This window comes from Nitrosomonas ureae (assembly GCF_900206265.1).
Taxonomy (GTDB): domain Bacteria; phylum Pseudomonadota; class Gammaproteobacteria; order Burkholderiales; family Nitrosomonadaceae; genus Nitrosomonas; species Nitrosomonas ureae_C.
This window is the reverse complement of the sequence record NZ_LT907782.1, coordinates 387,498-412,493: the sequence shown is the minus strand read 5'-3', so window position 1 is coordinate 412,493 and position 24,996 is coordinate 387,498. Positions and strand designations below refer to the sequence as shown.

The 24,996-nt window shown below is 44.1% G+C and carries 23 protein-coding genes and 1 riboswitch; of the genes, 4 read left to right on the top strand and 19 right to left on the bottom strand.

The window, feature by feature from the left end; all coding sequences use genetic code 11:
- Positions 1–135: 135 nt before the first annotated feature.
- Complete coding sequence (locus CPG39_RS01800) at positions 136–738, bottom strand: DUF4202 domain-containing protein (RefSeq protein WP_096291769.1); 603 nt, start codon at positions 736–738, stop codon at positions 136–138.
- Between the two features lie 192 nt (positions 739–930).
- Between CPG39_RS01800 and msrB the strand changes: the two genes are divergently transcribed.
- Complete coding sequence (msrB, locus tag CPG39_RS01795) at positions 931–1,452, top strand: peptide-methionine (R)-S-oxide reductase MsrB (RefSeq protein WP_096291768.1); 522 nt, start codon at positions 931–933, stop codon at positions 1,450–1,452.
- 47 nt (positions 1,453–1,499) lie between these two features.
- Positions 1,500–2,687 (top strand): hypothetical protein, encoded by a 1,188-nt coding sequence (locus tag CPG39_RS01790; protein ID WP_096291767.1) that lies wholly within the window; start codon positions 1,500–1,502, stop codon positions 2,685–2,687.
- 15 nt (positions 2,688–2,702) lie between these two features.
- Here the strand turns inward: CPG39_RS01790 and rnk are convergent, their stop codons facing one another.
- On the bottom strand, positions 2,703–3,113 hold the full coding sequence (gene rnk, locus CPG39_RS01785) for a nucleoside diphosphate kinase regulator (RefSeq protein WP_096291766.1): 411 nt from the start codon (positions 3,111–3,113) through the stop codon (positions 2,703–2,705).
- A gap of 397 nt (positions 3,114–3,510) precedes the next feature.
- Here rnk and CPG39_RS01780 point away from each other — a divergent pair, with 397 nt between their 5' ends.
- Positions 3,511–4,560, top strand: a complete 1,050-nt coding sequence (locus tag CPG39_RS01780) for an IS5 family transposase (protein WP_096291765.1) — start codon at positions 3,511–3,513, stop codon at positions 4,558–4,560.
- 371 nt (positions 4,561–4,931) lie between these two features.
- Here the strand turns inward: CPG39_RS01780 and CPG39_RS01775 are convergent, their stop codons facing one another.
- The 15 genes from CPG39_RS01775 to CPG39_RS01705 all read right to left on the bottom strand — a co-directional run bounded on the left by CPG39_RS01775 (position 4,932) and on the right by CPG39_RS01705 (position 21,037).
- Complete coding sequence (locus CPG39_RS01775; RefSeq protein ID WP_096291764.1) at positions 4,932–5,186, bottom strand: acyl carrier protein; 255 nt, start codon at positions 5,184–5,186, stop codon at positions 4,932–4,934.
- A gap of 15 nt (positions 5,187–5,201) precedes the next feature.
- On the bottom strand, positions 5,202–6,419 hold the full coding sequence (gene fabF, locus CPG39_RS01770; protein ID WP_096291763.1) for a beta-ketoacyl-ACP synthase II: 1,218 nt from the start codon (positions 6,417–6,419) through the stop codon (positions 5,202–5,204).
- A gap of 184 nt (positions 6,420–6,603) precedes the next feature.
- Positions 6,604–8,058 carry a ribonuclease G gene (rng, locus tag CPG39_RS01765; protein WP_013647506.1) on the bottom strand — a complete coding sequence of 485 codons (1,455 nt, stop codon included), beginning with the start codon at positions 8,056–8,058 and terminating at the stop codon, positions 6,604–6,606.
- Between the two features lie 100 nt (positions 8,059–8,158).
- On the bottom strand, positions 8,159–8,776 hold the full coding sequence (locus CPG39_RS01760) for a Maf family protein (protein WP_096291762.1): 618 nt from the start codon (positions 8,774–8,776) through the stop codon (positions 8,159–8,161).
- Positions 8,777–8,883: 107 nt separating this feature from the next.
- A complete protein-coding gene (rlmH, locus tag CPG39_RS01755) occupies positions 8,884–9,354 on the bottom strand; it encodes a 23S rRNA (pseudouridine(1915)-N(3))-methyltransferase RlmH (protein WP_013647504.1) in 471 nt (156 codons plus the stop codon).
- Positions 9,355–9,387: 33 nt separating this feature from the next.
- The gene (gene rsfS, locus CPG39_RS01750) at positions 9,388–9,714 is read right to left on the bottom strand and encodes a ribosome silencing factor (RefSeq protein ID WP_096291761.1); all 327 of its coding nucleotides are present in this window, start codon (positions 9,712–9,714) and stop codon (positions 9,388–9,390) included.
- Positions 9,711–10,388 (bottom strand): nicotinate-nucleotide adenylyltransferase, encoded by a 678-nt coding sequence (gene nadD, locus CPG39_RS01745; protein ID WP_096291760.1) that lies wholly within the window; start codon positions 10,386–10,388, stop codon positions 9,711–9,713. Before nadD ends, rsfS begins: the two co-directional genes overlap by 4 nt.
- 29 nt (positions 10,389–10,417) lie before the next feature.
- The gene (gene aceF / locus CPG39_RS01740; RefSeq protein WP_096291759.1) at positions 10,418–11,728 is read right to left on the bottom strand and encodes a dihydrolipoyllysine-residue acetyltransferase; all 1,311 of its coding nucleotides are present in this window, start codon (positions 11,726–11,728) and stop codon (positions 10,418–10,420) included.
- 83 nt (positions 11,729–11,811) lie between these two features.
- Positions 11,812–14,472 carry a pyruvate dehydrogenase (acetyl-transferring), homodimeric type gene (aceE, locus tag CPG39_RS01735; RefSeq protein ID WP_096291758.1) on the bottom strand — a complete coding sequence of 887 codons (2,661 nt, stop codon included), beginning with the start codon at positions 14,470–14,472 and terminating at the stop codon, positions 11,812–11,814.
- A 37-nt stretch (positions 14,473–14,509) separates the two neighbouring features.
- The gene (gene folD / locus CPG39_RS01730; protein ID WP_096291757.1) at positions 14,510–15,370 is read right to left on the bottom strand and encodes a bifunctional methylenetetrahydrofolate dehydrogenase/methenyltetrahydrofolate cyclohydrolase FolD; all 861 of its coding nucleotides are present in this window, start codon (positions 15,368–15,370) and stop codon (positions 14,510–14,512) included.
- Positions 15,371–15,461: 91 nt separating this feature from the next.
- Positions 15,462–16,151 (bottom strand): hypothetical protein, encoded by a 690-nt coding sequence (locus CPG39_RS01725; RefSeq protein WP_096291756.1) that lies wholly within the window; start codon positions 16,149–16,151, stop codon positions 15,462–15,464.
- 167 nt (positions 16,152–16,318) lie between these two features.
- Positions 16,319–17,179, bottom strand: a complete 861-nt coding sequence (metF, locus tag CPG39_RS01720; protein ID WP_096291755.1) for a methylenetetrahydrofolate reductase [NAD(P)H] — start codon at positions 17,177–17,179, stop codon at positions 16,319–16,321.
- A 143-nt stretch (positions 17,180–17,322) separates the two neighbouring features.
- Complete coding sequence (gene ahcY / locus CPG39_RS01715) at positions 17,323–18,756, bottom strand: adenosylhomocysteinase (protein ID WP_096291754.1); 1,434 nt, start codon at positions 18,754–18,756, stop codon at positions 17,323–17,325.
- Positions 18,757–18,772: 16 nt separating this feature from the next.
- Positions 18,773–18,850: riboswitch (S-adenosyl-L-homocysteine riboswitch) on the bottom strand.
- A 55-nt stretch (positions 18,851–18,905) separates the two neighbouring features.
- Entirely contained in the window at positions 18,906–20,069 is a 1,164-nt protein-coding gene (gene metK, locus CPG39_RS01710) for a methionine adenosyltransferase (RefSeq protein ID WP_096291753.1), read from the bottom strand.
- Between the two features lie 272 nt (positions 20,070–20,341).
- Positions 20,342–21,037, bottom strand: coding sequence for an alpha/beta hydrolase (locus CPG39_RS01705; RefSeq protein WP_096291752.1), 696 nt, complete (start codon positions 21,035–21,037; stop codon positions 20,342–20,344).
- Positions 21,038–21,131: 94 nt separating this feature from the next.
- Here CPG39_RS01705 and CPG39_RS01700 point away from each other — a divergent pair, with 94 nt between their 5' ends.
- Positions 21,132–22,247 carry a transglutaminase-like domain-containing protein gene (locus tag CPG39_RS01700; RefSeq protein ID WP_096291751.1) on the top strand — a complete coding sequence of 372 codons (1,116 nt, stop codon included), beginning with the start codon at positions 21,132–21,134 and terminating at the stop codon, positions 22,245–22,247.
- Between the two features lie 71 nt (positions 22,248–22,318).
- Here the strand turns inward: CPG39_RS01700 and CPG39_RS01695 are convergent, their stop codons facing one another.
- A complete protein-coding gene (locus CPG39_RS01695) occupies positions 22,319–23,332 on the bottom strand; it encodes a M14 family metallopeptidase (protein ID WP_096291750.1) in 1,014 nt (337 codons plus the stop codon).
- A 2-nt stretch (positions 23,333–23,334) separates the two neighbouring features.
- On the bottom strand, positions 23,335–24,759 hold the full coding sequence (locus CPG39_RS01690; protein ID WP_096291749.1) for a glutamate--cysteine ligase: 1,425 nt from the start codon (positions 24,757–24,759) through the stop codon (positions 23,335–23,337).
- Positions 24,760–24,996 lie beyond the last annotated feature (237 nt).

Sequence of the window (24,996 nt, the reverse complement as noted above, 5' to 3'; positions counted from 1 at the left end):
ATTTAATCTCTGCGGGTTTAATTCCCCGCCCCCTTGGGGCGAAAGCTGGTTGAAAACCAGCAGATTGTAGAGCGCAGTTAATACCCCGCTGCTTGCGGCGGGGTGCTTTATTTGCTATAGAAACAACATCCTGATTCATTTGATCACGGTTTTTCTAATCAGCATAGCAAAGGAATCCAATAATTTGATGTATCTATCAAGAACAAATTGATGAGCCTGAGGAGACATTTTTCTCCAAATTTTATCCATGATATCAATCCACTTCGACTCAGCGTATTCAGGGTGCCTACTCGTGAAATTGGGTAAGTAGTGTTCAAGAAAGACCAATCCGGAGACATCTTCCAATAACTGGGTATCCGGATTGGTCTTCAATGATTTTTTGCCAGCGGCCTGGGCCACGCGCATGATAAATTCGTTTTCATATCCAGCCTTAGCAAGCAGATTAGCAATAATGTCGGCATGGAATTTGTTCAATCCGGCTCGCCATTGATGATAACCCTTGCGACCCATCGGATAAGCACTGCGTGGCGTTCTCCAGCGCTGGATATGTTGCGCTCTCACTGCCAGTTTTATGGCATCATCGGCGTTGGGTGAATAACGTTCAAGCATATCTGACATGCGGTGTGAATAAAGCAACTCTTTCGGCCAGATTTGGCCCTCAATGATTTCCTGGTTCGGATCTTCGTTATTTGCCGCATCAATCAGAGTTTGTGCTTTGTCGAAGTATTGCCGGGTCATATCAAAAAATTAATTAGTTTGGTTATTGGCGTTCGAACGCCTTTGAAACAATTATAATTAAAGCACAGGATTCCCTGTTGTAACGATCAAAGTGTGATCATGATATTTGTGCTTAAGCTGATTTAAGCTAGATGAGGAACACGGAGGCATATCATTCAGCACGCGATGATCCTGTTGAATTGGAGAAGATTTATGAAACGACGCACTTTTTTATTTAAAACACTGACTGTTGCAACCGTGCTTCCTCTGATGCCGGGATGTTTGCGCACGCCGATGGTTGGCGAAGCAGCCAGCCCTATTTCCTCTCTCAACAAGCCTCATAAGGAATGGCGTGAATTGGTCTCGCCCAGAGCCTATCAGATCCTATTCGAGGAAGCGACCGAACGTCCGGAATCGAGTAATCTGGTCTATGAGGATCGTGAAGGCACATTTATTTGCGCCGCCTGTTATCTTCCATTGTTTGAAAGTGCATACAAGTATGAGAGCTGGACCGGCTGGCCCAGTTTTACCCAACCAATAGCCGGGCATATAGCAACTAAAATCGATTTTAAGATGATTTGGCCGCGCACGGAATATCACTGCGCACGCTGTGGAGGTCATCAAGGCCACGTCTTCACGGATGGCCCTCCTCCTCGTGGAGAACGCTGGTGTAATAATGGCATTGCGCTCAATTTCGTACCAAAAGAAGAGCAGCTGCCAGCGCTCAGGGGCTGATCGGCTTTTCGTGTTATCAATACTATTTTACTTAACGAGAAATAATCATGGCTAAAACATATCAAGATTATTTTGATGAATTGGGTTTCAAAGAATCATCCAGTGTTCCCGGTAGCGCACAAAACTATGGCACTGAAAATTCATTTGGTTATATCGGAAAGTATCAATTCGGGGAAGCGGCTCTTTTTGATCTCGGATACTATGGCCTTGATAATAGTGATGGCAATTTATTCAGAAACGATTGGGTTGGCAACTGGTCAGGCAAGAATGGAATTGATAGTAAGCAGGATTACTTTAACGACGGTGCCATACAGGAATTAATCGTCCGGGAATGGCACGATATTTTATGGGAAAGAATAAAGTTTCTGGAACTTGATAAATACGAAGGACAGATCCTTAATGACAATCAGATAACAATCTCTGGAATGCTGTCAGTTGCACATCTTGTCGGCGCAGGAAGCACTTCATCTGAAACAGCTGGTTTGAAAGGCTATTTGCAGTCGGGCGCGATTATCAGCAAAGCAGATGGAAATGGAACCACTGCCAATACTTTTATGATTTCTTTTTCAGGCTTCCAGACTCCTTTTACGGTCGATCATAGCTCAGCCGAGTTGATTACAGGTGGAACGGGCAGAGATACACTGACCGGGTTTGAAGGTAATGACACATTAAACGGAAATGAAAATACTGACACAGCCATTTACCGTGGCCACTTAAGTGATTACGATATCCGTCCTGATGCTGATGGAAGCTGGACGGTTATCCATCAGAATGGTGGAGTAGACGGCACAGATACCCTCAATCAAATCGAACGGATTCAATTTAATGATATCTCATTAGCGCTTGACCTTGACGGCAAGGCTGGCATCACGGCCAAAACGCTGGGTGCTGTTTTTGGCCGAGAATCGGTGTCAAACGAGACCTTTTCCGGCATCGGCTTGAGCCTGCTCGATGCCGGTATGAGTTATGAAACCGTGATGCAATTTGCAATCAGTGCGGCGCTGGGTGACAACATAACAAATCATACGGCTGCTGTGAATCTGCTATATGAGAATGTGGTTGGCCTTGCGCCGTCTGAGAAAGATCAAGCCTATTATGTAGGTTTGCTGGATTCAGGCGCTCATACCGTTGCCTCTATTGGCATTATGGCAGCAGATACAACCCTCAACGAGGAAAATATCAATCTTGCGGGATTATCCCAAACTGGAATGGAATATTTATTGACTTCTTTTTAATTGAAAATACGGAGTTCACCGGAGGTACTCTCCCATTGCTTCGGGCTGTCGAATGACCTCAAGTACGCGCAGATTGAGTTCTCGTCCTCCTGGTACTTGCCACCTAATTGATTGACCTACAGACAACCCGAGCAAAGCGCTTCCGACAGGAGCTGCTATAGAGATTGTTCCATGTGCGCCTGCTTCATCAGGATAAACAAGCGTAAGCTGATGCTCCGAGCCATTCATATCATCGACAAAACGAATCGTCGAATTCATAGTAATTACATCAGGTGGTACCTCAGTGGGTTCTACAACTGATGCGCGATCAATTTCATCAATAAGTGCATCAATCCCGGGAAGTTGACTATAGTTTCTGGAGCTGAACAAGCGTTCAAGGCGTGCCTGGTCCAGACTGGTTATAATAATAGGCGGTATATTTTTCATGTTTTTATCCTCTTAAATTGCAAAAAAAGTTAAGCCGTTCCACTTTACAGTGTTTGGTCCGAATGAATGATCAGGCTTATCGTAATGAGTCTCTTGAATCAGAGTGTGTCAGCGTAGAATAAAAGCTCTTGTCTTGTAGGGTGTTCTCGAGTGGGTTATCTGACTCAGAGGTAGAATTTATCCCATGCATCAACCCAGGCCCACACCAGCAATGTCAAAAAATTAACTTATTCAACCAAGCGGTATGACCTTTGTAATACCAGAAAAGATTCAACAGGTGATGTAATCAGAATTATGCGGATATAACATATAGAGAGACCTTTGCACGTAACACTCCCAGAATAAGGGATTGGATGATAGTATTGTGTTTTAAAACAATAGCATTGAAGTGTTGACTATGAGTTTTTCGGAATACGATGTAACCCGCCGTACCCGTAAGGAAAATTTTCTAAAGCAAATCGATCAGTTGATAGACTGGAACTCGATAGAGAAAGCCATCGCAGCTCATTATGCACCGGTATCGGATGCGGCAGGTCGTCCGGCGTATTCCGGATTGCTGCTGTTCAAGATGCTGCTGGTAAGAATCTGGAACGGTGGTTTAAGCGATGAATCGGTGGAAGACATGTCGAATTCGAACCTGCATGTGATGCGATTTTTGGGTTTGTCGTTAGAAGACGATGTACCGGATCATTCCGTGTTATCACGCTTCAGAACCCGCCTGACGGCAGCGGACGCTTGGGATGAATTGTTAGCGCGGGTGAATGAGCAGATACAAGTGCACGACATCGCGGTTAGGAAAGGCTGCCATGTTGATGCGAGCATTACGCAAAGTCCGCGTAGACCTAAAGCCAGGCCTGCTTATGAAGTGGTCAACGATCGGGAAGAACGAGATGATGAGCCGGGTGCTCAATCAGCGATGCGGGTCATTGAAGTGACCCAACCCGGTGTAGATAGCGAAGCATATTGGATTCAGAAGGGCGGCAAATCAGTGTTCGGTTATAAGCAGCATACGGTAGTAGATGGCAATGGTTTGGTGCTGACGGTTGAAACCACCGCGGCCAATTGCCATGACAGCAAACCGCTGCTGGGTTTGTTGGAGAAAGCCAATATCCGACCGGGAACCCGTATCCATGCCGACAAGGCGTATAGCAGTCAAAAACATCGGGCTGCTTTGAAATCACGTGGTATCAAAAACGGCATTCAGGATAAGGCTTTGAGGAACAATCCATTGACGCGGCGGCAGTTGCAGCGCAATAGCTTGATCACGAAAGCCCGGTATGTTGTAGAGCGCACTTTCGGCAGCCAGGCAAGGTGGTTCAATGCCAAAATCCTGCGTTATCGTGGTCTGGCCAAAGCGCATGCTTGGCACATGCTCTTGGCTATGGCGTATAACTTAAAAAGGTTACCCAGACTCGTTGCCGATCACCGATTGATAACACAAACATAGGGAGATTGCCTCCTCCTCTCGACAGAAACGGCCACTTTAGAATGATTATTTCGGCTTATTTACGGCAAGATAGCTTAAAAATTCCCAGTGACAGGCAAATAAATCGGGAATTACAGCAAAATAGAAAATCTTTGTGATTTTGCAAAGATCTCATAGAATATTATATTTTAATTGAGAATCAGCTTCTGCATTCTCATAACATTATCCCTTCCATGAATCGATCCATCAATCTAACCATCATCATTGGTCTAAGTTATATCTGTAAAAACAGGGATAGGGAAATATTTTTATCAGGTACGGGGAAACTCAAAATCAGCTATTCCCGCCCCTTATTCAAGTTCAAGCAAACCAACGTGTAACAAAACTCTCTTTCACTGTTTCGATTCCGGTGGATGCTTGCTTATATAATCGATAATATCCCCTACGCTACGGAATCCTTTAACTTCTTCGCCTTCAAAGCTAATACCAAAAGCATCTTCCGCGTCAAAGAGGAGTTGGATAGTATCCATCGAATCAAGTCCAAGTTCTTCAAATTTCGATGCAGTAGTAATCATTGAAGCGCTCGCATTCTCAACTTTTTCCGTGATAAACCGGATCACTTTCATTTCAAGTTCTGTTGTATCCATATATTCGTATCCATATTAAGGAGTTGTAAAGACGATACTGGCATTATTTCCACCAAAACCAAATGCATTACACATACCTGCTTGTACTTGTCTCTGCACTGCATGATTGGGCGTATAGTTAAGATCACATTCAGAATCCGCTTCATCCAGATTTATCGTGGGATGGATCATGCTGGTATGCAGCGCCATGATGGTTGCGATGCTGCCGATCGCAGCCGAGGCACCAATGGTATGACCGATCATCGACTTAGTTGCGCTAATGGAAATTTCCTCTGCATGCAAACCGAAAAGCTGCTTGATCGCCTTAGTCTCAATCACATCCCCCAGTGGCGTAGAAGTTGCATGCGCGTTAATATAATCTATCTGGTCAGGTGCAATTCCGGCATCCTCAATCGCAGTTTGCATTGCCGCAACTTGTCCGCTTATATCAGGCGCAACAATATGCGCCGCATCACAAGCACAGCCATACCCGGCAATTTGCGCATAGATTTTGGCTCCTCGCTGTTGTGCTTGTTCTTCTTTTTCCAGAATCAATATACCCGCACCTTCTCCAATGACAAAGCCGTCACGCCTTTGGGCGAATGGACGTGATGCATGCGCAGGATCAGTGTTAAATCCGGTGGATAATGCATGCAACGCTTCGAAACCTGCAATAGTCAGCGGTAATACGCACGCTTCCGTACCACCTGCAACAACGACATCTGCTTTTCCGGTGCGCAATAAATCCAATCCCATGCCGATAGCATTCGCACCAGACGAACAGGCGGTGCTGCATGTCAGATTGGCACCTTTAAATCCATGCTTTGTGGCAATCCAGGCGGCCGCGGAATTGGCCATAATGCGAGGTACAGTAAACGGGGGTATGGATTTGTTCTGAAACTTGCGTGCTGCTGAAGATTCAAAGGTTGAAAATCCACCCATGCCGGAACCTAGACTTACAGCCAAACGCCGTGGCTCATAGTGTTTCAGACTACCTGCATCTGTTAGGGCTTGATCTGCCGCACATAATGCTAATTGTGTGAACCGGTCAGTTTGTTCCAACTGTTTTGCTGTCAGAAAAGTCGCTGGATCGAATCCTGTAATTTGACCGGCTATGCGGGAGCGAAGGCCGGATGCATCAAAACACTGAATGACATTGATTCCGCTCGTACCTTTAATTGCTGCATTCCAGAACTGATCGATGCCGGTACCGATCGGTGAAACAACCCCCATTCCAGTAACAACGATGCGCATACAAAATCAAACAAAAAGATTTAAGGCAGAAATCAAAATACTTTATATTCTATTAAATATACTGAAAGCTTGATAGGCTGTCAAACACAGCGCCAACAGGGTTAAGTAAACAGCGTACTCTTTCTGGGATTTTAGAATTTATCTGATAATTGATCGAACCTTGAATTTTCCATCCACAGATATGCTACATCAATATCACATCGTATTGCTCTTGTGAGTAAGATTCCTCAATTTGCAGACTTATAGGCTTAGCTATGAAATCACCCAGTTGCGCCAAACTTTGCGATTCTTCATCCAGAAACAAATCAATGACTTGCTGTGATGCCAGAATTCGGAATTCATTCGCATCAAATTGCCTCGATTCCCGAAGCAGCTCCCGCAAAATCTCATAGCAGATGGTTTGTGCCGTCCTGACTTCGCCGCGCCCCTGGCAAGTCGGGCAGGTTTCGCAGAGTACATGGGCCAAACTCTCGCGGGTACGTTTGCGCGTCATTTCAACCAGACCTAATGTGCTGAAACCGTTGACGGTTATGCGTGTACGATCTTTCGACAACGCCTTGTTGAATTCAGTCAGAACCGCATTTTTGTGGTCGTCAGACTCCATATCGATGAAGTCTATGATGATAATTCCACCCAGATTGCGCATACGCAGTTGTCTGGCAATGACCTGTGCCGCCTCAAGATTGGTTTTAAATACAGTATCGTCGAAATTGCGCACACCAATAAAACCGCCGGTATTGACATCCATTGTGGTGAGCGCTTCAGTTTGATCGATGATTAAATATCCGCCCGATTTTAAATTAACCCGCTTGGCCAGAGATCTCTCAATCTCTTCTTCAACAGCATACAAATCAAATAATGGCCGATCGCCGGTATACAAAGTTATCCGCTCCGCGATGCACGTCATGTAGCTTTGTGCAAATTTCACCAGTTTTTGATAATTTTCACGTGAATCAACCAGAATACGAGCTGTATCCTCATCGATAAAATCGCGTAATACGCGGTGGCCGAGATCCAAATCCTGATAAAGCAATACGGGCGCAGAAATGGTCGCAGACTTTTGTTGGATGTCGCGCCACAATCGATGCAAATACTCCAAATCAGCGCGCAGATCGTTTTCATCCGCAGTTTCCGCCATAGTTCGGATGATATAACCACCCGCTTCATCCTCGGGAAGAATTTGCTGCAACTTTTCACGTAATAACTCACGCTCGCTGTCATCTTCGATACGCTGCGAGATACCGATATGGGATTCTTGCGGCAGATAAACCAATAACCGGCCCGCCAGGCTTATCTGAGTAGAAAGACGAGCACCCTTGGTGCTTATCGCATCCTTGATCACTTGAACCACGATACTACTGCCTTCGTAAAGCAGCTTCTCGATCGGTTTCATAACATCCCCTTCCGGCTTGGGATCACGAATATCAGCCACATGTAAGAAAGCCGCCCGGTCAAGACCAATATCTACAAACGCCGATTGCATACCTGGTAACACACGACTCACCCGTCCGTTATAAATATTTCCTACGATACCGCGTCCGCTGGTACGCTCGATATGCAGTTCTTGTGTTACGCCTTGTTCGAGTATAGCAACCCTGGTTTCTTGGGGCGTAATATTCACTAGAATTTCGTTACTCATGTCCGATACGTTAAATCAGGTAATTGATCTAAGGAGTCAAAGGCTTATTACAACATCCTTCGTATAATATCGCAGGATAAATTCAATCTTGATATTCAAATTAAACAACTTGTATGCCGGTTTCCTCTAACAATTGTATGGTTTCATACAGTGGAAGACCCATAATCCCACTATAGCTTCCTGATATTTCAGCGATAAATGCAGCTGCCATACCTTGAATTGCATAAGCGCCCGCTTTGTCCAAGATATTATTGTTTTCCAGATATCGGCGTATTTCCTGTTCGGTAATTTCACGAAATCGTACGGTTGAAGTCGATAGCTTAACTTGAATATTATCTCTGATTCCAACACCAATAGCGGTTAGTACCTGATGTGATCGCCCGGATAGAGTTTTTAGCATATCAGTTGCGTGCATTTTATCCCTGGGTTTACCTAATATGGTGCCGTCAATCGTGACAATTGTATCAGCGACCAGGACAGGTAATACCGGCAACCGGCGTTGCAACAACCTTTTCCAGCTTTCGTTAGCTTTATACTGTGTAATCCGATAAATATAGTCAGTAGGCGCTTCATTTTCAAATGACTGTTCATCGATATCAATCGTACGGCCTAAAGTTTCACGCATCATCAGAAGATTAAATCGTACGCCCACCTGTCTTAATAATTCACGTCTTCTAGGGCTTCTTGAGGCAAGATAGATTTGGTTCTCGGGAAACATCTCAATTAATATAGTTTTAATCAGTAAACGCAGGATTCGATATCAGTAGCAGTTTATTTATCGGATCTGAAATACGGTGGAAAATTGAGTAAGAGCATGCTCGTTTTTCAATCCCTGTGGTAAGGATGGTTTTTTATAATTGATATAGCCCGATAGAGTTGCTCTGCCAGTACTACACGGACAAGTCCATGGGGTAACGTAAATTTCGATACGGCGATCAATGCGTTGGCAGTATGTTTGATATCACAATGCAAACCATCTGCTCCCCCAATCACAAAGGCGATTGCATCGCCACTATCCATCCATCCTTGCATTTCATTGGCAAATTGTTTTGTTGTCCATTGCTGACCACTTTCATCCAAGACTTGAATCCGGCAATGGTGCGGCAGAACTGCACGAATACGATGATATTCTGCCAAAAGAAGCTGTTCAACCGGTTTCCCCGCAACCCGTTTTTCCGGTTTTATTTCAATCAAATTCACTGATATTTCTCGCGGTATGCGTTTGATATATTCAAGATAACCCGTATTGACCCAATCTGGCATTTTATGCCCGACCGCGAGTATAAAACATTTCATAATATGAAGAAATCATGCATGATCCGGGGAGGATTAATTCCGCTCGCACCATAACGCTTTCAAATTGTAGTATTCGCGAACGGCCGGTAGCATGATGTGTACGATCACATCACCCACGTCAACCAGCAGCCAGTCGCCTGACTGCTCTCCTTCCACACTAAAAACATTTCCTCCAGCAGCTTTGACCTTTTCTTGTACATTGTTTGCCAGAGATTTTGTCTGGCGCGTTGAATCCGCGCTGGCAATGATGATATGTTCAAACATCGAAGTTATTTTTGTGACATTGATTACATCGATATCGTGCGCTTTAATTTCCTCCAGTGCATCGATTATGACCTTAATAAGCTTTTCAGAATTCATAAATTTCCAGTGTATAACCGATTGGTTTGAATATAATCAACGACATTCTCAGGTAATAAATAACGTATGCTTTTATTGTTTTTTATTAATGATCGTATATGCGATGCTGAAATTTCCAGTAATGATGTCCGGGCAGTATATATAAAGCCATTGGATTGTGATCCGAGATCGCTTGCATACGCGACGGACCGAGATACCAATTCCTTTTGTATTTCTGCAGATAACGCCTTGTTTTTGCCGATCGGAACATAACCCGGACGGGCAACCAAAATAATATGGCACAAAGCAAATAACTCCTGCCATTCCACCCAGTGATCTATTTTAACAAACGCATCAACTCCAAGGATAAAACAAAGTGCTGCATGATCACCAAGTTCGCACCTGAACTCACGTAGCGATTGAATCGTTGTACTAATACCCGGACGATTAACTTCACGCTCGTCAAGAGAAAACCGGGTGTTATCTTGAATTGCCAAACGCACCATGGCTGACCGGTGACCTCTTGATGCAGCGGGAGCAACCCGCAACCGAGGTGCACCTGAAGGAATAAAAAGAATGCGCTTTAAACCGGCATGATCGAGTAATTCTTCAGCGATACGCAGGTGACCATAGTGAATAGGATCAAACGTACCCCCATAGATCCCGGTTAGAGGAAACTTATCAATAATTTCCACTTTTTCTCAATCTCAAGATTTAGGATACATCATAGTAAAGCAAGCCGCATATCTGTCAATATCTCTGACAAATGTGTAGTGAAACGCGCTGCAGCCGCGCCATCAATGACGCGATGATCGTAGGAAAGCGACAGGGGAAGTATCAAGCGGGGAATAAATTGGAGGTCTTGATAAACTGGTTTAATATCGGCCTTTGAAATTCCCAGAATGGCAACTTCAGGAGCATTGATAATGGGTGTAAATGCTGTACCGCCAATTCCACCCAAACTTGATATGGTAAAACTGGCGCCTTGCATATCAGTGGGCTTTAGTTTGCCTTCACGTGCTAATGAAGATAGCCGAGTTAGTTCTTCGGCAATCGCAAAGATTCCTTTCTGATCCACGTCTTTGATTACAGGCACAACCAGCCCATTGATCGTATCCACGGCAAAGCCGATATGATAATAATGTTTGATGATTAAACTGCTTCCCTCATCTGCATAATTATCGAGTGATGCATTAAACTCCGGAAATTTCTTTAGCGGCGCGATCAATGCCTTCATCACAAATGCCAGCAAAGTCAATTTAAATTTAGTGGCATTTTGATTCTCGTTGGATTTTTTTCGCAACGCTTCCAAATCAGTAATATCCGCTTGATCGAACTGAGTGACATGCGGAATCATTACCCAATTACGATGTAAGTTGGCGCCAGAGATTTGTTTGATACGTGTCAGGCTTCTTGATTCAACAGGACCATATTTAGCGAAATTGACTTCGGGCCATGGCGGAAAATCAAACGCCGTTCCTGAATTTTTATTCCCAGATTTCGATAATTCCGCTTTTACATAGGCTTGCACGTCTTCTTTCAAGATACGTTGTTTAGGGCCGCTTCCTGTAACTAATTCCAGATTAACACCCAACTCCCGTGCTAAACGGCGAATTGATGGACTTGCATGCGCTCTGGAAGAAATATCATCTCTAGCGGATATCGGTTGTGGCATGTTTTGTACTGACTGGACGTTATCCGGTTTAACGCCAACTTCAGGCGTAACTTCGACAACATTCTTGTTAGCGTTTTCTTCCACTGCAGTTTGTGGCAGCGACTCACTTTGGGTATCATCAGAATCTTCGATGCTTAAGATTGCCGTGCCCTCCGATACTTTATCTCCGGATTTGACAAAAATCTCCCTGATCAAGCCACTGAAAGGTGATGGAATCTCGATTGTGGCCTTGTCAGATTCCAGTGTAATAAGCGAATCCTCTGTTTTAACAGCATCGCCCGCTTTAATTAAGATCTCAATAACAGGAACATCTTTGAAATCTCCGATATCCGGAATGAAAACTTTTCTTAATTCAGCCACATATTTTCCTCAAATTACTTCACTGGAAAGAGATAATGATACAAGTGTTTTTCTTAAACGATTAATGCTATTTTCCTGCACATCTAGCTTATTGCGGGATTCGGCTTCTCAGGGTCAATACCGTATTTTTGTATCGCATCCGCAATCTGTTGAGGTAAAATTTTTCCTTCTTCCATCAATGCCTTAAGTGCTGCAATGGTAATATAAAAACGATCAACTTCGAAAAAACGACGCAATTTTTCGCGTGTATCGGAGCGCCCAAAACCATCCGTTCCGAGGACATAATATCGCCCTGGAATAAATTCACGAATTTGATCAGCATAAATTTTCATATAATCGGTTGCAGCAACTACCGGCCCTACGTACCCTTTAAGGCAATTTTGCACATGAGACAGTTTGGCCGGTTGCGTGGGGTGCAACATATTCCAACGCATCACTCCCTGCGCCTCTCGCCTCAATTCATTGAAACTGGTGACACCCCAGATATCCGCATTAACATTATATTCTTGCTTGAGTATTTCGGCAGCTGCGATTACTTCGCGCAATATAGCTCCCGCCCCTAGTAATTGAACGTGTAACTCCTTACTGTTCTTGCTTCCTTGCTTGAACAGATACATCCCTCGTAATATATCTTTCTCAGCGCCAGCGGGCATTGCAGGATGAGCGTAGTTTTCATTCATTACTGTAATATAATAATAAATGTCCTCTTGTTCCTGATACATCCGGCGCAATCCATCCTGGATAATAACAGCCAGCTCATAAGCAAATGCCGGATCATACGATACGCAATTGGGAATCGTTGATGCAACGATATGGCTATGCCCATCTTCATGCTGCAGCCCTTCACCATTCAATGTCGTGCGGCCCGCCGTGCCTCCCAGCAAGAAACCGCGGCAACGCATATCTCCTGCCGCCCAAGCTAGATCACCGATACGCTGAAAACCAAACATGGAATAAAAAATAAAAAATGGAATCATTTGAATTCCATGAGTACTATAAGATGTCGCAGCCGCTATCCAGGATGACATCGCACCTGCTTCATTAATACCTTCCTGAAGAATCTGGCCGTTCTTGTCTTCTTTGTAATACATTAATTGATCAGCATCTTGTGGCGTGTATAACTGACCTTCTGAAGACCAGATCCCCAGCTGTCGGAACATGCCTTCCATACCAAATGTACGCGACTCATCAGCAACTATCGGGACGATATGCTTATTAATTTTTTTATCTTTAACCAAAAGATTCAGAATACGCACATAAGCCATGGTGGTTGACGATTCATGTCCTTCCGCGCTGGCTTTCAACAGAGCTTCAAAAGCGGACAACGGCGGCACCTGCAATGGCTTCGCCTTGGTTGCACGGCGATGGAAAGCACCACCCAGTGCTTTACGCCGTTCTTTCAAGTAAGTGAATTCCGGCGAATCTTTAGCAAAAGTCAGATAAGGCACTTCGTCTATCTTGTCATCCGGAATGTTCAAACCAAAACGGTTACGAAATGCCTTTAACGAGGTGGTTCCCATTTTTTTCTGCTGATGCGTTATATTTTGTGCTTCCCCGGCCTCCCCCATACCATATCCCTTAATAGTTTTAGCGAGTATCACCGTAGGTTGACCCGTATGCTTTACCGCCGCTGCATAAGCCGCAAATACCTTATAGGGATCATGCCCGCCCCGATTTAATCGCCAAATATCATCATCCGACATATTGGCAACCATTTCCAATAATTCAGGATACTTTCCAAAAAAGTGCTCACGCACATATGCCCCATCTCTCGATTTAAAATTTTGATATTCACCATCGACGCATTCCATCATGCGTTTCTGCAATAACCCTTTAGTATCCTTAGCCAATAAGGGATCCCAATAAGATCCCCAAATCACTTTGATCACATTCCAACCGGCACCCCGGAAAGCACCTTCCAGCTCCTGGATAATTTTGCCATTTCCTCGTACGGGTCCATCCAGACGCTGAAGATTACAGTTCACTACAAAAATGAGATTATCCAAATTCTCGCGCGATGCCAGTGAGATTGCACCGAGCGACTCGGGCTCGTCCATCTCGCCATCACCCATGAATGCCCAGATTTTCCGTCCTTCGGTATTAACCATTCCCCGGCTGCCAAGATATTTCATAAATCGCGCTTGATAAATCGCCATTAACGGTCCCAATCCCATTGAAACCGTTGGAAATTGCCAGAAAGTAGGCATTAACCATGGATGCGGATAAGAAGATAAACCATTTCCGTCCGTTTCTTGACGAAAATTATCCAGTTGATCCTGGCTTAATTCTCCAGACAGGAATGCATATGCATAAACACCCGGGGAGGAATGTCCTTGCACATAAACCAAATCTCCGCCGTGAGTTTCGCTCGGCGCATGCCAGAAATGATTGTAACCAACATCATAGAGAGTCGCTGCGGATGCAAAACTTGCGATGTGCCCGCCAACATTAGTTTTTTTATTAGCACGCAATACCATCGCCATGGCATTCCAACGGACATACGAACGAACTCTGTGTTCGATTGCGTTATTACCCGGTGAACGTGCTTCTTTACCCGTTGGAATCGTGTTGATATAAGCTGTTCTGGCACTATAAGGCAAATACGCGCCTGAACGACGCGCTTTTTCAATCAATTTTTCCAGCAGAAAATGGGCACGCTCCCCACCGGAACTGGCAATAACTGAATTCAGTGCATCCAGCCACTCTTGTGTTTCCTGCGGATCAATATCAGGTTGTAATTCCATTTCCAGGCACACTTATCAAAGGTTAATTGGCTTAAAACTACTCAACGCTGGCTTGAGCTCGCTCTGCGGCCAGAATGGTATTGCACAACAACATGGTAATTGTCATGGGTCCCACGCCGCCAGGCACCGGTGTAATATAACTGGCAACCTCTTTGACAGATTCAAAATCAACATCGCCACAAAGGCTACCATCCGTTAATCGATTAATACCCACATCAACGACTACTGCCCCTGGTTTTACCATTTTAGCAGTAATCATGCGTGGCTTGCCTGTTGCAACTACCAAAATATCAGCACTCCTGGTAAATTGCGATAGATCAGCTGTTTTCGAAGTACAAATAGTAACCGTGGCCCCTTGCTCTAACAACATAAATGCCATTGGTTTTCCAACAATATTACTGCGCCCGACCACTACTGCATGCTGACCTTCTATTGAAATATGATTCTTTTCCAGCATCATCATGACACCATAGGGAGTGCAGGGTGAAAAGATTGTATTACCGGTAATCAATGCCCCGACGTTATAGAGATGAAAACCATCCACATCTTTCTCAATGGCAATTGAAGTGATGATGCGATTACTTTCAAAATGTACCGGAAGCGGCAACTGCACTAGAATACCGTGAATATGTGAATTTTCATTGAGCGATTGGATACAGTCCAGTACTTCATTTTGTGTTGCAAGCTCGGAAAAGCTATGCACCTCCGAATAAATGCCAATATCGTTGCAGGCTTTGACTTTATTCCTGACATAAATTGCGGATGCCGTATTATTGCCGACGATAATTACGGCCAGCCCTGGTTTTATGCCTGACCGGACTAGCTTGTCAGCGCGGACTTTCCATTCGGAACGCACTGATTCAGCTACTTTCTTACCATCAAGAATTTGAGCACTCATCTAATTTCAGCAGCCAATTTGATTCATTACAGTAAATTTAATGCTTTATATTGAACTACCTAAAGCAATCATTAATACCTTCGCTCTATTATTAATGAGCTTGTTTTGCCTTTCTAATTTTTGTACGGTATATAAAGATACCGATCAAGAATACCGGTATTACAAAAAGCGCCGCTGCAATAAGCCCCGCTGCAAGAATTGCAATCGTACTATTTCCTGGCATAAATAAAGTTACAAACCAAATGACCAGAAAGGCTATAAACAGACCACCATAAAGCATTATTTTTCGACCACGATCATACAATCGCCAGAAAGCGCCAGAAACCTGCGTATCATCGACATAATGATCAAATATCTCAGCTAAACTATTGTCGCCCATTTCAGATTCATAACCAATGGCCACTGCCAAGGCATTGTGATCGTCTTCCAGCTTGGACATTTTTCTCAGAAAAACGATACGTTTCAGCGCTTTTTGTTTATGCAATCCGTCTTGAATTAACATCACTTGTGAAGCTGTAAACGCCAATTCACGCGCACCTTCTGCATTCCCCAAATTTTCTGCAAATTTCCACATTACCCCGAACAGGTACAGTTGAATTGTCATCTCGTAAAATTCTGGCGCAAAATCATAATTCTTATTTGCGATCAGCTCTAGCTGTACAGCCTTGACTTCTCTGGCATGTGCGATACAGGCATCCACAGTCGGAACATCTGAAGTCATGGTTTCTGACACTGGCTGTTCTACAATGGCCTTGTCGGCAATGGTATTTTTCTCTTTCATCTCATAACCCCGTACTTTTTTATTTTAATCAAAACATTGATGTCCATTATATACCGGCTTGCGCGATCAGGAAAAAGATCATTCCGGAACACTATTGATGCAAAATCCGTATCTGCTACTCTGAGGAAGCATTTGATCATAGGCAGAATCGGGTAAAGGAGTGTTAATTATTGAACATATTCTTTAAGGTTAAGCCGTTGCCAAATGATGGAGGTTAGGCTGGCTGAATTTAATGTATAAAAATGTAATCCGGGTGCACCGGCTTTTAATAAACGTTCGCACAGATCCGTCACCACGTCCAAACCAAATGCTTGGATAGATGCGCTATCATCGCTATACCCTTCCAGCTTTTTGCGAATCCATCGGGGAATCTCAGCACCACAAGTATCTGAAAATCTGACAAGCTGAGAAAATTTGTTAATCGGCATGATTCCCGGCACTATCGGAATATTCAAACCCGCTGATTCGCAAGAATCAACAAAATGAAAATAGGCCTCAGTGTTATAAAAATATTGGGTAATTGCCGAATTTGCACCTGTTTCAATTTTACGCTTAAAATTCTCAAAATCCGCTTGTGCGGATCGAGCTTGCGGGTGGTATTCCGGGTACGCAGCCACTTCAATATGAAATGACGAACCAAATTCTTTGCGGATGAAAGCGACCAGTTCGCTGGCATATCGAAACTCTCCAGCCTGCGCCATACCTGACGGCAGATCGCCACGTAAGGCGACAATGCGTCGGATTCCTATCTCATAATATTTTTCCAGAATAATGCGAATGTTTTGTTGCGTTGATCCGATGCAAGATAGATGAGGCGCAACCACATGCTTTTCCGATTGAATTTCAAGTACTGTCTCAAATGTCCGCTCACGCGTCGATCCGCCTGCACCAAAAGTTACAGAAAAAAATTTGGGGTTAAATTGCGCCAACTGCTGGCGCGTAAGTCTTAATTTTTCGATACCTTGTGGAGTTTGTGGTGGGAAAAGCTCGAAACTGAAAGTTGGAGAAAATTTTTTTTGTGAATCCATCGATATAAATCTATAAATTATAGGGCGACCATCATTGATAATGATCGTTATTACTCTGATTTTGACAGGACTCTATCAATCAGAAAGGAGCAATCGGATCAAAAAATTCAATTGCTCCTCCATCATAAGCAATACTTCAATGATTAATATCGATACATTTCAGGCTTATAGGGACCATCCTTATCCAAGCCCAGATATTTTGCCTGCTCATCCGTCAGTTCGGTAAGTTTCACTCCAAGCTTTCCGATATGCAAGCGCGCAACTTTTTCATCCAACCGCTTCGGTAAGACATAAACATTCTTTGGGTAATTCGCCCCATTCCGCCATAACTCCATTTGTGCTAATACCTGATTAGTAAACGAGCTGGACATAACAAAAGAAGGGTGTCCCGTTGCACATCCCAGATTGACCAATCGTCCTTGCGCTAACACAATGATCCGCCGTCCCGTCGGGAAAATGACATGATCAACTTGCGGTTTGATATTTTCCCATTGATATTTTTGAATGGAAGCAATATCGATCTCCGAATCAAAATGGCCGATATTGCAGATTATCGCCTGGTCTTTCATTTTTATCATATGATCATGCGTGATCACGCGCAGGTTTCCCGTTGCAGTCACAAAAATATCCGCTTGATCACAAGCATCGTTCATCGTAACGACGCGATAACCTTCCATTGCCGCTTGCAATGCGCAAATCGGATCAATTTCGGTGATCCATACCGTTGCACCCAAACCACGTAGTGACTGTGCACACCCTTTACCGACATCTCCATAACCGCAAACCACAGCAATTTTCCCGGCAATCATTACATCCGTTGCGCGCTTGATTCCATCAACCAACGATTCTCTGCATCCGTAAAGATTATCGAATTTTGATTTGGTGACCGAATCGTTCACATTAAATGCTGGAAACGGCAGTTCGCCGTTTTTATACATTTCGTATAATCGATGCACACCGGTCGTGGTTTCTTCTGTTACACCCTGTATTCTGGCAAGGTTCGTTGAATACCAATTAGGTCGTGAAGCCAATTTGTTTTTAATTGAAGCAAACAAAGCGATTTCTTCTTCATTGTTCGGATTTGCAATTACTGTAGGATCTTTTTCAGCTTTTGCACCCAGAATGAGCAACAATGTAGCATCACCACCGTCATCCAGAATCATGTTGGCACCCTGCGATTGCCCATCAACCGACCACTCAAAGATCTGATGTGCATATTCCCAATAGTCACTCAGAGATTCACCTTTATAGGCAAATACTGGAATATTCCTGGCGGCAATAGCTGCAGCGGCATGATCCTGAGTGGAAAAAATATTGCAGGATGCCCAACGCACTTGCGCGCCTAACGCTACCAATGTCTCGATCAGCACGGCGGTTTGAATTGTCATATGCAAAGAACCTGCAATGCATGCACCAACCAGAGGTTTCTGATTGGCATACTCTTTGCGTAGCGCCATTAAACCGGGCATTTCCGTCTCAGCGATCGCAATTTCTTTACGTCCCCATTCCGCCAGTGAGATGTCTGCAATCTTATAGTCAGTAAAGGAACTACCGTCGGAATTAAGCACAGCGTTCATAATTATCTCCTTAAAGTATGAACGAGCGCCGTTGTAACTATACCCGCTCATGATGAGCCTCACGGAATAAACCGTTGCAGCGCTCCTCACCACAGAGGGAAAATAAATTTAAAGCCTATTAATCAACAGGAAAGAGAAAATAACTAAATTTATAGCCCGGCATCAATACGTAATTGAGCGGCTTTATCCGTAGCTTCCCAGGTAAACTCGGGAAATTCACGACCAAAATGCCCATATGCAGCAGTCTTCGCATAGATTGGGCGTAATAGATGGAGCGTATGAATAATACCGCGAGGACGCAGGTCAAAATGCTTTTCTATCAATTGTACAATCTTTTCATCAGCAATCTTGCCAGTACCAAATGTATTGACCATTAATGAAACGGGCCGTGCGACACCAATAGCATAGGCAACCTGTACTTCACATTTGCTGGCAATTCCGGCCGCCACGATATTCTTTGCAACATAACGCCCGGCATAAGTTGCTGATCGATCCACTTTGGATGGATCTTTTCCGGAAAAGGCACCGCCGCCGTGAGGTGCCGAGCCGCCATAACTATCTACAATGATTTTTCGTCCGGTTAGTCCGCAATCACCCATCGGGCCACCCACTACAAAACGTCCGGTTGGATTGACTAAATACTTAATCTGCTTACTGATCAATTCAGACGGTAATACCGGTTTGATAATTTCTTCAATCACTGCCTCAGTCAATGCTTGGTGTGAGATATCCGGATCATGCTGAGTTGAAATTACGACCGTTTCAATACTTTGGGGTTTCCCATTATGATATCTTACAGACACTTGCGATTTGGCATCCGGACGCAGCCATGCCAATTGTCCTTTTTTTCTTAGTTCTGCTTGACGTTCAACCAAACGGTGTGCATAAAAAATAGGCATCGGCATTAATTGTGGGGTTTCATCGCAAGCAAATCCAAACATCAAACCTTGATCGCCTGCACCTTGCTCCATTTCTTCTTCTTTTGACCGATTGACCCCTTGAGCAATATCCGGCGATTGTTTGTTAAACGCGGTCAAAACCGCACAAGTCGTGGAGTCAAAACCGATGTTTGAACTGGTATAACCGATATTCTTGACCGTCTCACGGGCAATAATATTGTAATCCACAGAGGCGTGCGTTGTTATCTCACCCGATAATACAATTAAGCCGGTGCTGCATAGCGTTTCACACGCAACCCGGGCATTAGCATCTTGACTTAGAATCGCATCCAGCACAGCATCTGAAATTTGATCGGCAACCTTATCAGGATGCCCTTCAGAAACAGATTCAGACGTAAAAAGATATTCGCTCATAGTTTATGATAATTAAAAATTTTGAAAAGTAGTGAACGTTTTAAGTAAAGTGAATGATTGAGAAACGGTTTGCATTATCGATGCACTGTTAGAAACAGTTATAAAATAAATACAAATTTATCAAATATTATAACCACTTCTATCGAGTATCGATTTTCCTGAAAATATTTTTCACCAACCCGCTCAGTATACCTGATTGCATTCTTGGGTTCAGTCAATCACAATGGCAATTCGGGTTTGGTTTTATTAACACAATAAAGCTTAACGTTGAACTATATCTTGACACTGTTATTCATGGTTCGCTGTAGCCAATTACTGATATCAGCTATTTCCTGTGCACACACAGAGTGCGCCATTGGATACTCATGCCATTCAACTTGATAATCAGCGGCAAACAATTTTTCTCTCGAAGCTACGGCGTTTGCGATAGGGATAACCGTATCAAAACTGCCATGTGCCATAAATATGGGTACCGTAGCATTCATTACCGTGACCTCCGTTGCAAAAGTTTCGACGGATGGCAAGTAGCACGATAATGCGACAATTCCGCCCAGGCGCAAAGGATGATGCAATCCAACATGCAATGCCAGAGCTCCTCCTTGAGAAAATCCCGCCAGGAAAATATTTTTTGCCGAAATTCCACGTTGCATTTCCCTTTCAATCAAAGCAGTTATCGCAACCTGGGAGCTGCGGATACCCGATTCATCGTGATGATCATTAAAATCAGAAGAAAAAATATCATACCAGGCACGCATGATGTATCCATCATTGATACTGATTGGCCGCTCGGGCGCATGTGGAAAAATAAATCGAGTCGATTGCTCGGCTGATAACCCCAACTCATTCACAATGGGTACAAAGTCATTCCCATCGGCACCCAGTCCATGTAGCCAAATAATGGCATAGATTGGATTAGGAGCTGTTTCAATTTCAATGGCGGGTAAAAATTGGGTTGTTTTTGTCATCATATACAGCAATAGCTCTCATCACATTGACATAATAAATTGATAGGATAAAATCTGCTCAACTTAAATTTAAGTATCAGAAGATACGAAGGAAGCCATGAAACGCAGAGACTTTATAAAACTATTCGGCACCAGTGCGTTATCCCTTTCTGCTTCACCTTCCATCGCGACGCAATTGCTATCTTCCGATCACAGTAACTGGACCAGTTATCGGATAACTTATCAAGTTGCTCTACCCGCTCATGGTAAATCCGCACACTTATGGCTCCCATTGCCCGACAGCAATGACTCTGACACTATTTTTCAATTTACTCAAGGTAACAACTGGTATGGCAATGCGACTAAAGCTTCATTCTCTACCTTGGGTAAAGACCCATTCCCTATTTTCAAAGCCGAATGGCATGGTAAAGAACAAAGCGATCGGCGGCATGTCACTGTCAACTGTATTGTCAAAACTGTTCATCATGCCATTGATCCGACACTTTATCCGCAAAATAAAAACCAAGCATTGCCAAATAGTATCAGGAATTATATTAATCCGACCCAGTTGAAACCAACCAATGGCATTGTGCGCGAAACCGCACACGCAATCATCAGGGAGAAAAATGCCTCTACGCCATTAGAACAAGCGAGAGCTATCTACGATTGGATTATCAATAATACACACTATGATGAAAATACTCGTGGGCGCGGTCAAGGCAATGTTACATACATGCTTGAAAATAACGAGTTAAGCGGAAAATGTGTCGATCTCAATTCATTGTTGGTTGCACTTCTAAAAGCCGCCGATATTCCGGCAAGAAACCAGTATGGCATCCGCATCAACGATTCAGATTTGCATGAAAGCATCGGGCAATACGGCGATATCAGTCAATCCCAGCATTGCCGCGCAGAATTCTTTCTGGCAGGGCGTGGATGGATACCGGTCAATCCATCCGATGTCCTGCAAGTATTAAAACTGGGCGACCTGACGCTGGATGATGCAAAAATCATCCAGCTCAGAGAAAAATTCTTTGGCGCGTGGGAAATGAATTGGCTGGCATTTAATCATGCCGAAGATATAGCGATAAGCCCCAATAGTTCCAACAAGTTTCCTTTCTTCATGTATCCCCATGCAGAAATTGATGGAAATTCACTGGATAATCTTGATCCTGAGAATTTTTCATACAAAATCATGTCTGCGGAACTTGTTGGAACGGGTATCAAATTTTAGATAATTTGTCATCACTTATTGCTGGCATTCGATCTCGATAATCAGATCCCATAACAGAAATCATATCAAATTTAGGTAGATAGCGTTTCCAAACGCTCCATCAAATAACACAAGCAATCCTGACGAATGATCCTAGTGTCCCGCGTCAGCATGGCGGGCATGACAGGACGCCGGGTTATTAACTCTCCCGCCTTAATTTCAAAATAATAATCACTGATATCATGATCAGTTGCGTTGCGGGTGCAAAGCGGTATTAAATTTTCATTCGTCACACGCCCCAACCGGGTGCCCGTCTTTAATTCACGAAAATTGTATTGATCAATGCACTCTTCCAAACACAAATCCGACGAACCAGCACCAATGCTTAAACTTACCGCTTCCGGCACGGTAACTACAGCGACACTGCGAAACAAATCGAGGTCGTGCTCGGGCACGGGATGCATTGGAAAACTGGATAGATGTAATGCACCTTCGACAAAAACTGCAGCATGATCCACCCCACTTCTTCCCCCAGGTTTTCCACATTCCAAGGTCACTGCAGGACAAAGACCGGCAAAGGCTTCGGATTGCACTCCTTTAGGAGAAGTGAAATATACGACAATACGTGAAAACATGGTGGCCAAGTGCAGAAAAGCATTATCCAAGCGATTAATACACGCATAGTGGGGATTTAATCCACTGTTATTATGGATATCTATACTCGCAAACACGCCGCGCTGCGCCATTATTTGAGTTACCTTGCGCGTCATGTGGTGTTCCGGAGCCGTATCATTGCTCCCTGCTGACCAGATCCGGTTATAGTCCAATTGTCTTTCCAGGCGTCGTACGCCTTGACGCGCAGCGTCAACATTGCCAACAAAAAGTGAAAGTGCGCGTGGCAATGCGGCATTTTGATATTTCTTCAATACTTCCTGTACCGCTTTTAAACCGGTATCTTCATTGCCGTGAAGCAAAACGGATACAAATAATGGTGCATCCCGGCGTCCAGGAAGGTGAATCAAGGTTGGGCCAGCTAGAACTGTATGCAGCTCTTTAGCTTCAACTTGAAGCAAGCCCTCCGGTAAATTTTCCAATTCGGTCAGCATGCCTATATTTCCCACTCATACACGGGCGCGCCACTGCGCTGTTTTTCAAGATAAGCGGCTACAAGTTGCAGATTATCCGCCTGATGCTTCTCACGATAAGCCCGCTGCCAAACAGCACCGGTCTGGCCGGATTGAACGCGCATTTCGATAACACCCAAATAATGATCAATATCTGCCTTGTCAATTTTCAGATCTTTTAGACCCTGTCGCGCCATAGGTAAAATTTCTTCTATAAACAATGTCTTTGCATCAGTTACATTGTCATTCCACCACACCATCCGTGCACGTAATCCTTCGCGTGCCGCAGCATAAAAATTATTGCGCGCCTGTTCAAAACTGAGCCGGGATTCAGGTGCATCACCCAGATCAGCAAGAAAACGAACCAAGCCAAAGTATAAGGCTGCATTTGCCATCATATCGACAATAGTCGGACCGGAAGGTAATACACGTTGTTCAATCCGTAAATGCGGAGTGCCATCATGATCAAAACCAATCAAAGGTCTAATCCAGCGCCAGATGGTTCCATTGTGCAATCTAAGGTGCTCAAACTGCTGCGTCGGGGTATCCATTAGCATAGGAAGCAAGACTGGGTGTGTGGCAATGTTGTGTGCAAAGCACTCAAACAAAGATTCTCGTGCGTAGCCTTGCCCAAAGCTGACACGATGATTTTCCACGTTTGCTTCATCCACGATTTCGACCGACTGCTCAAACAATGGTACGCGTGTTTCATCCCACAGATCGGTATCAAACAAGAAAGGAGAATTTCCTGCCGCCGCCAGTATGGGTCCTGCAGCTATGATCGAGGCATTGAAATAACGAACCGCTTCGCGTTGAGCGCTTTGCAGGTGAATTTGAAACGATGTTGCAGCGGCTTCCATCATCACATCCGGATGATAGATATCCAGATTTTCACGTCCTTTAATACGAATGTGAAGTGGCCGGCCAACCCGCTGCATTACCACCTGCTCATTCAACGCGCGATACCGTTTAAGATCGGACATATTGCGGAGGCAAAGATCTTTTTGCCGTACAGTAGGCAAGATCCCAATCATCATTAACACGCTATCCATTCCGTGCGCAGCTTCCTGGCATTGCAACCAATTCTGGTTTAATTCCTTGGAGATTGCCGTCAACACATCTCCTCTTAACGGCAAAGGAACCCCATTGAGTTCCGCATTGAAACATGAAAGCTCCGGCACCACTAAGGGATTGTTAAGGCGCGTCAAAAAAGCTTGATTAATTGGGGACGGAAAATAATTGTGATCAATCAGCCAGAACTCCAATTCATATCCGCAAATTTCACCAATATCCGAGAAACATCTTTTTGTTAGCTGGGTCTGCAACAATTCTGCTTCATTAAGCAAACGACGGTTATATTCTTTAAAGGCTTGTTCATTAAATTGCGTTTGGCTAATTTCTTGTCCCATCTGTGGAATCCATAAAAAGTGTGAATCCATCGAATACCGATACCAGCAAGATGACGATTTCATCACCTGAAAACAATGTAGCAAAGATTGCCTATCAGGTCAAAAACGATCACTCCATCGTAATTTCGCTTGATAACCGCAGTTTTCCTAACCCCAATCAGTGGTAGCTTTTAACAAACCTTTACCTGATCGCGATAGCTTCTCAGTAACAATCATTTTCTTTTATAATGAAACTGC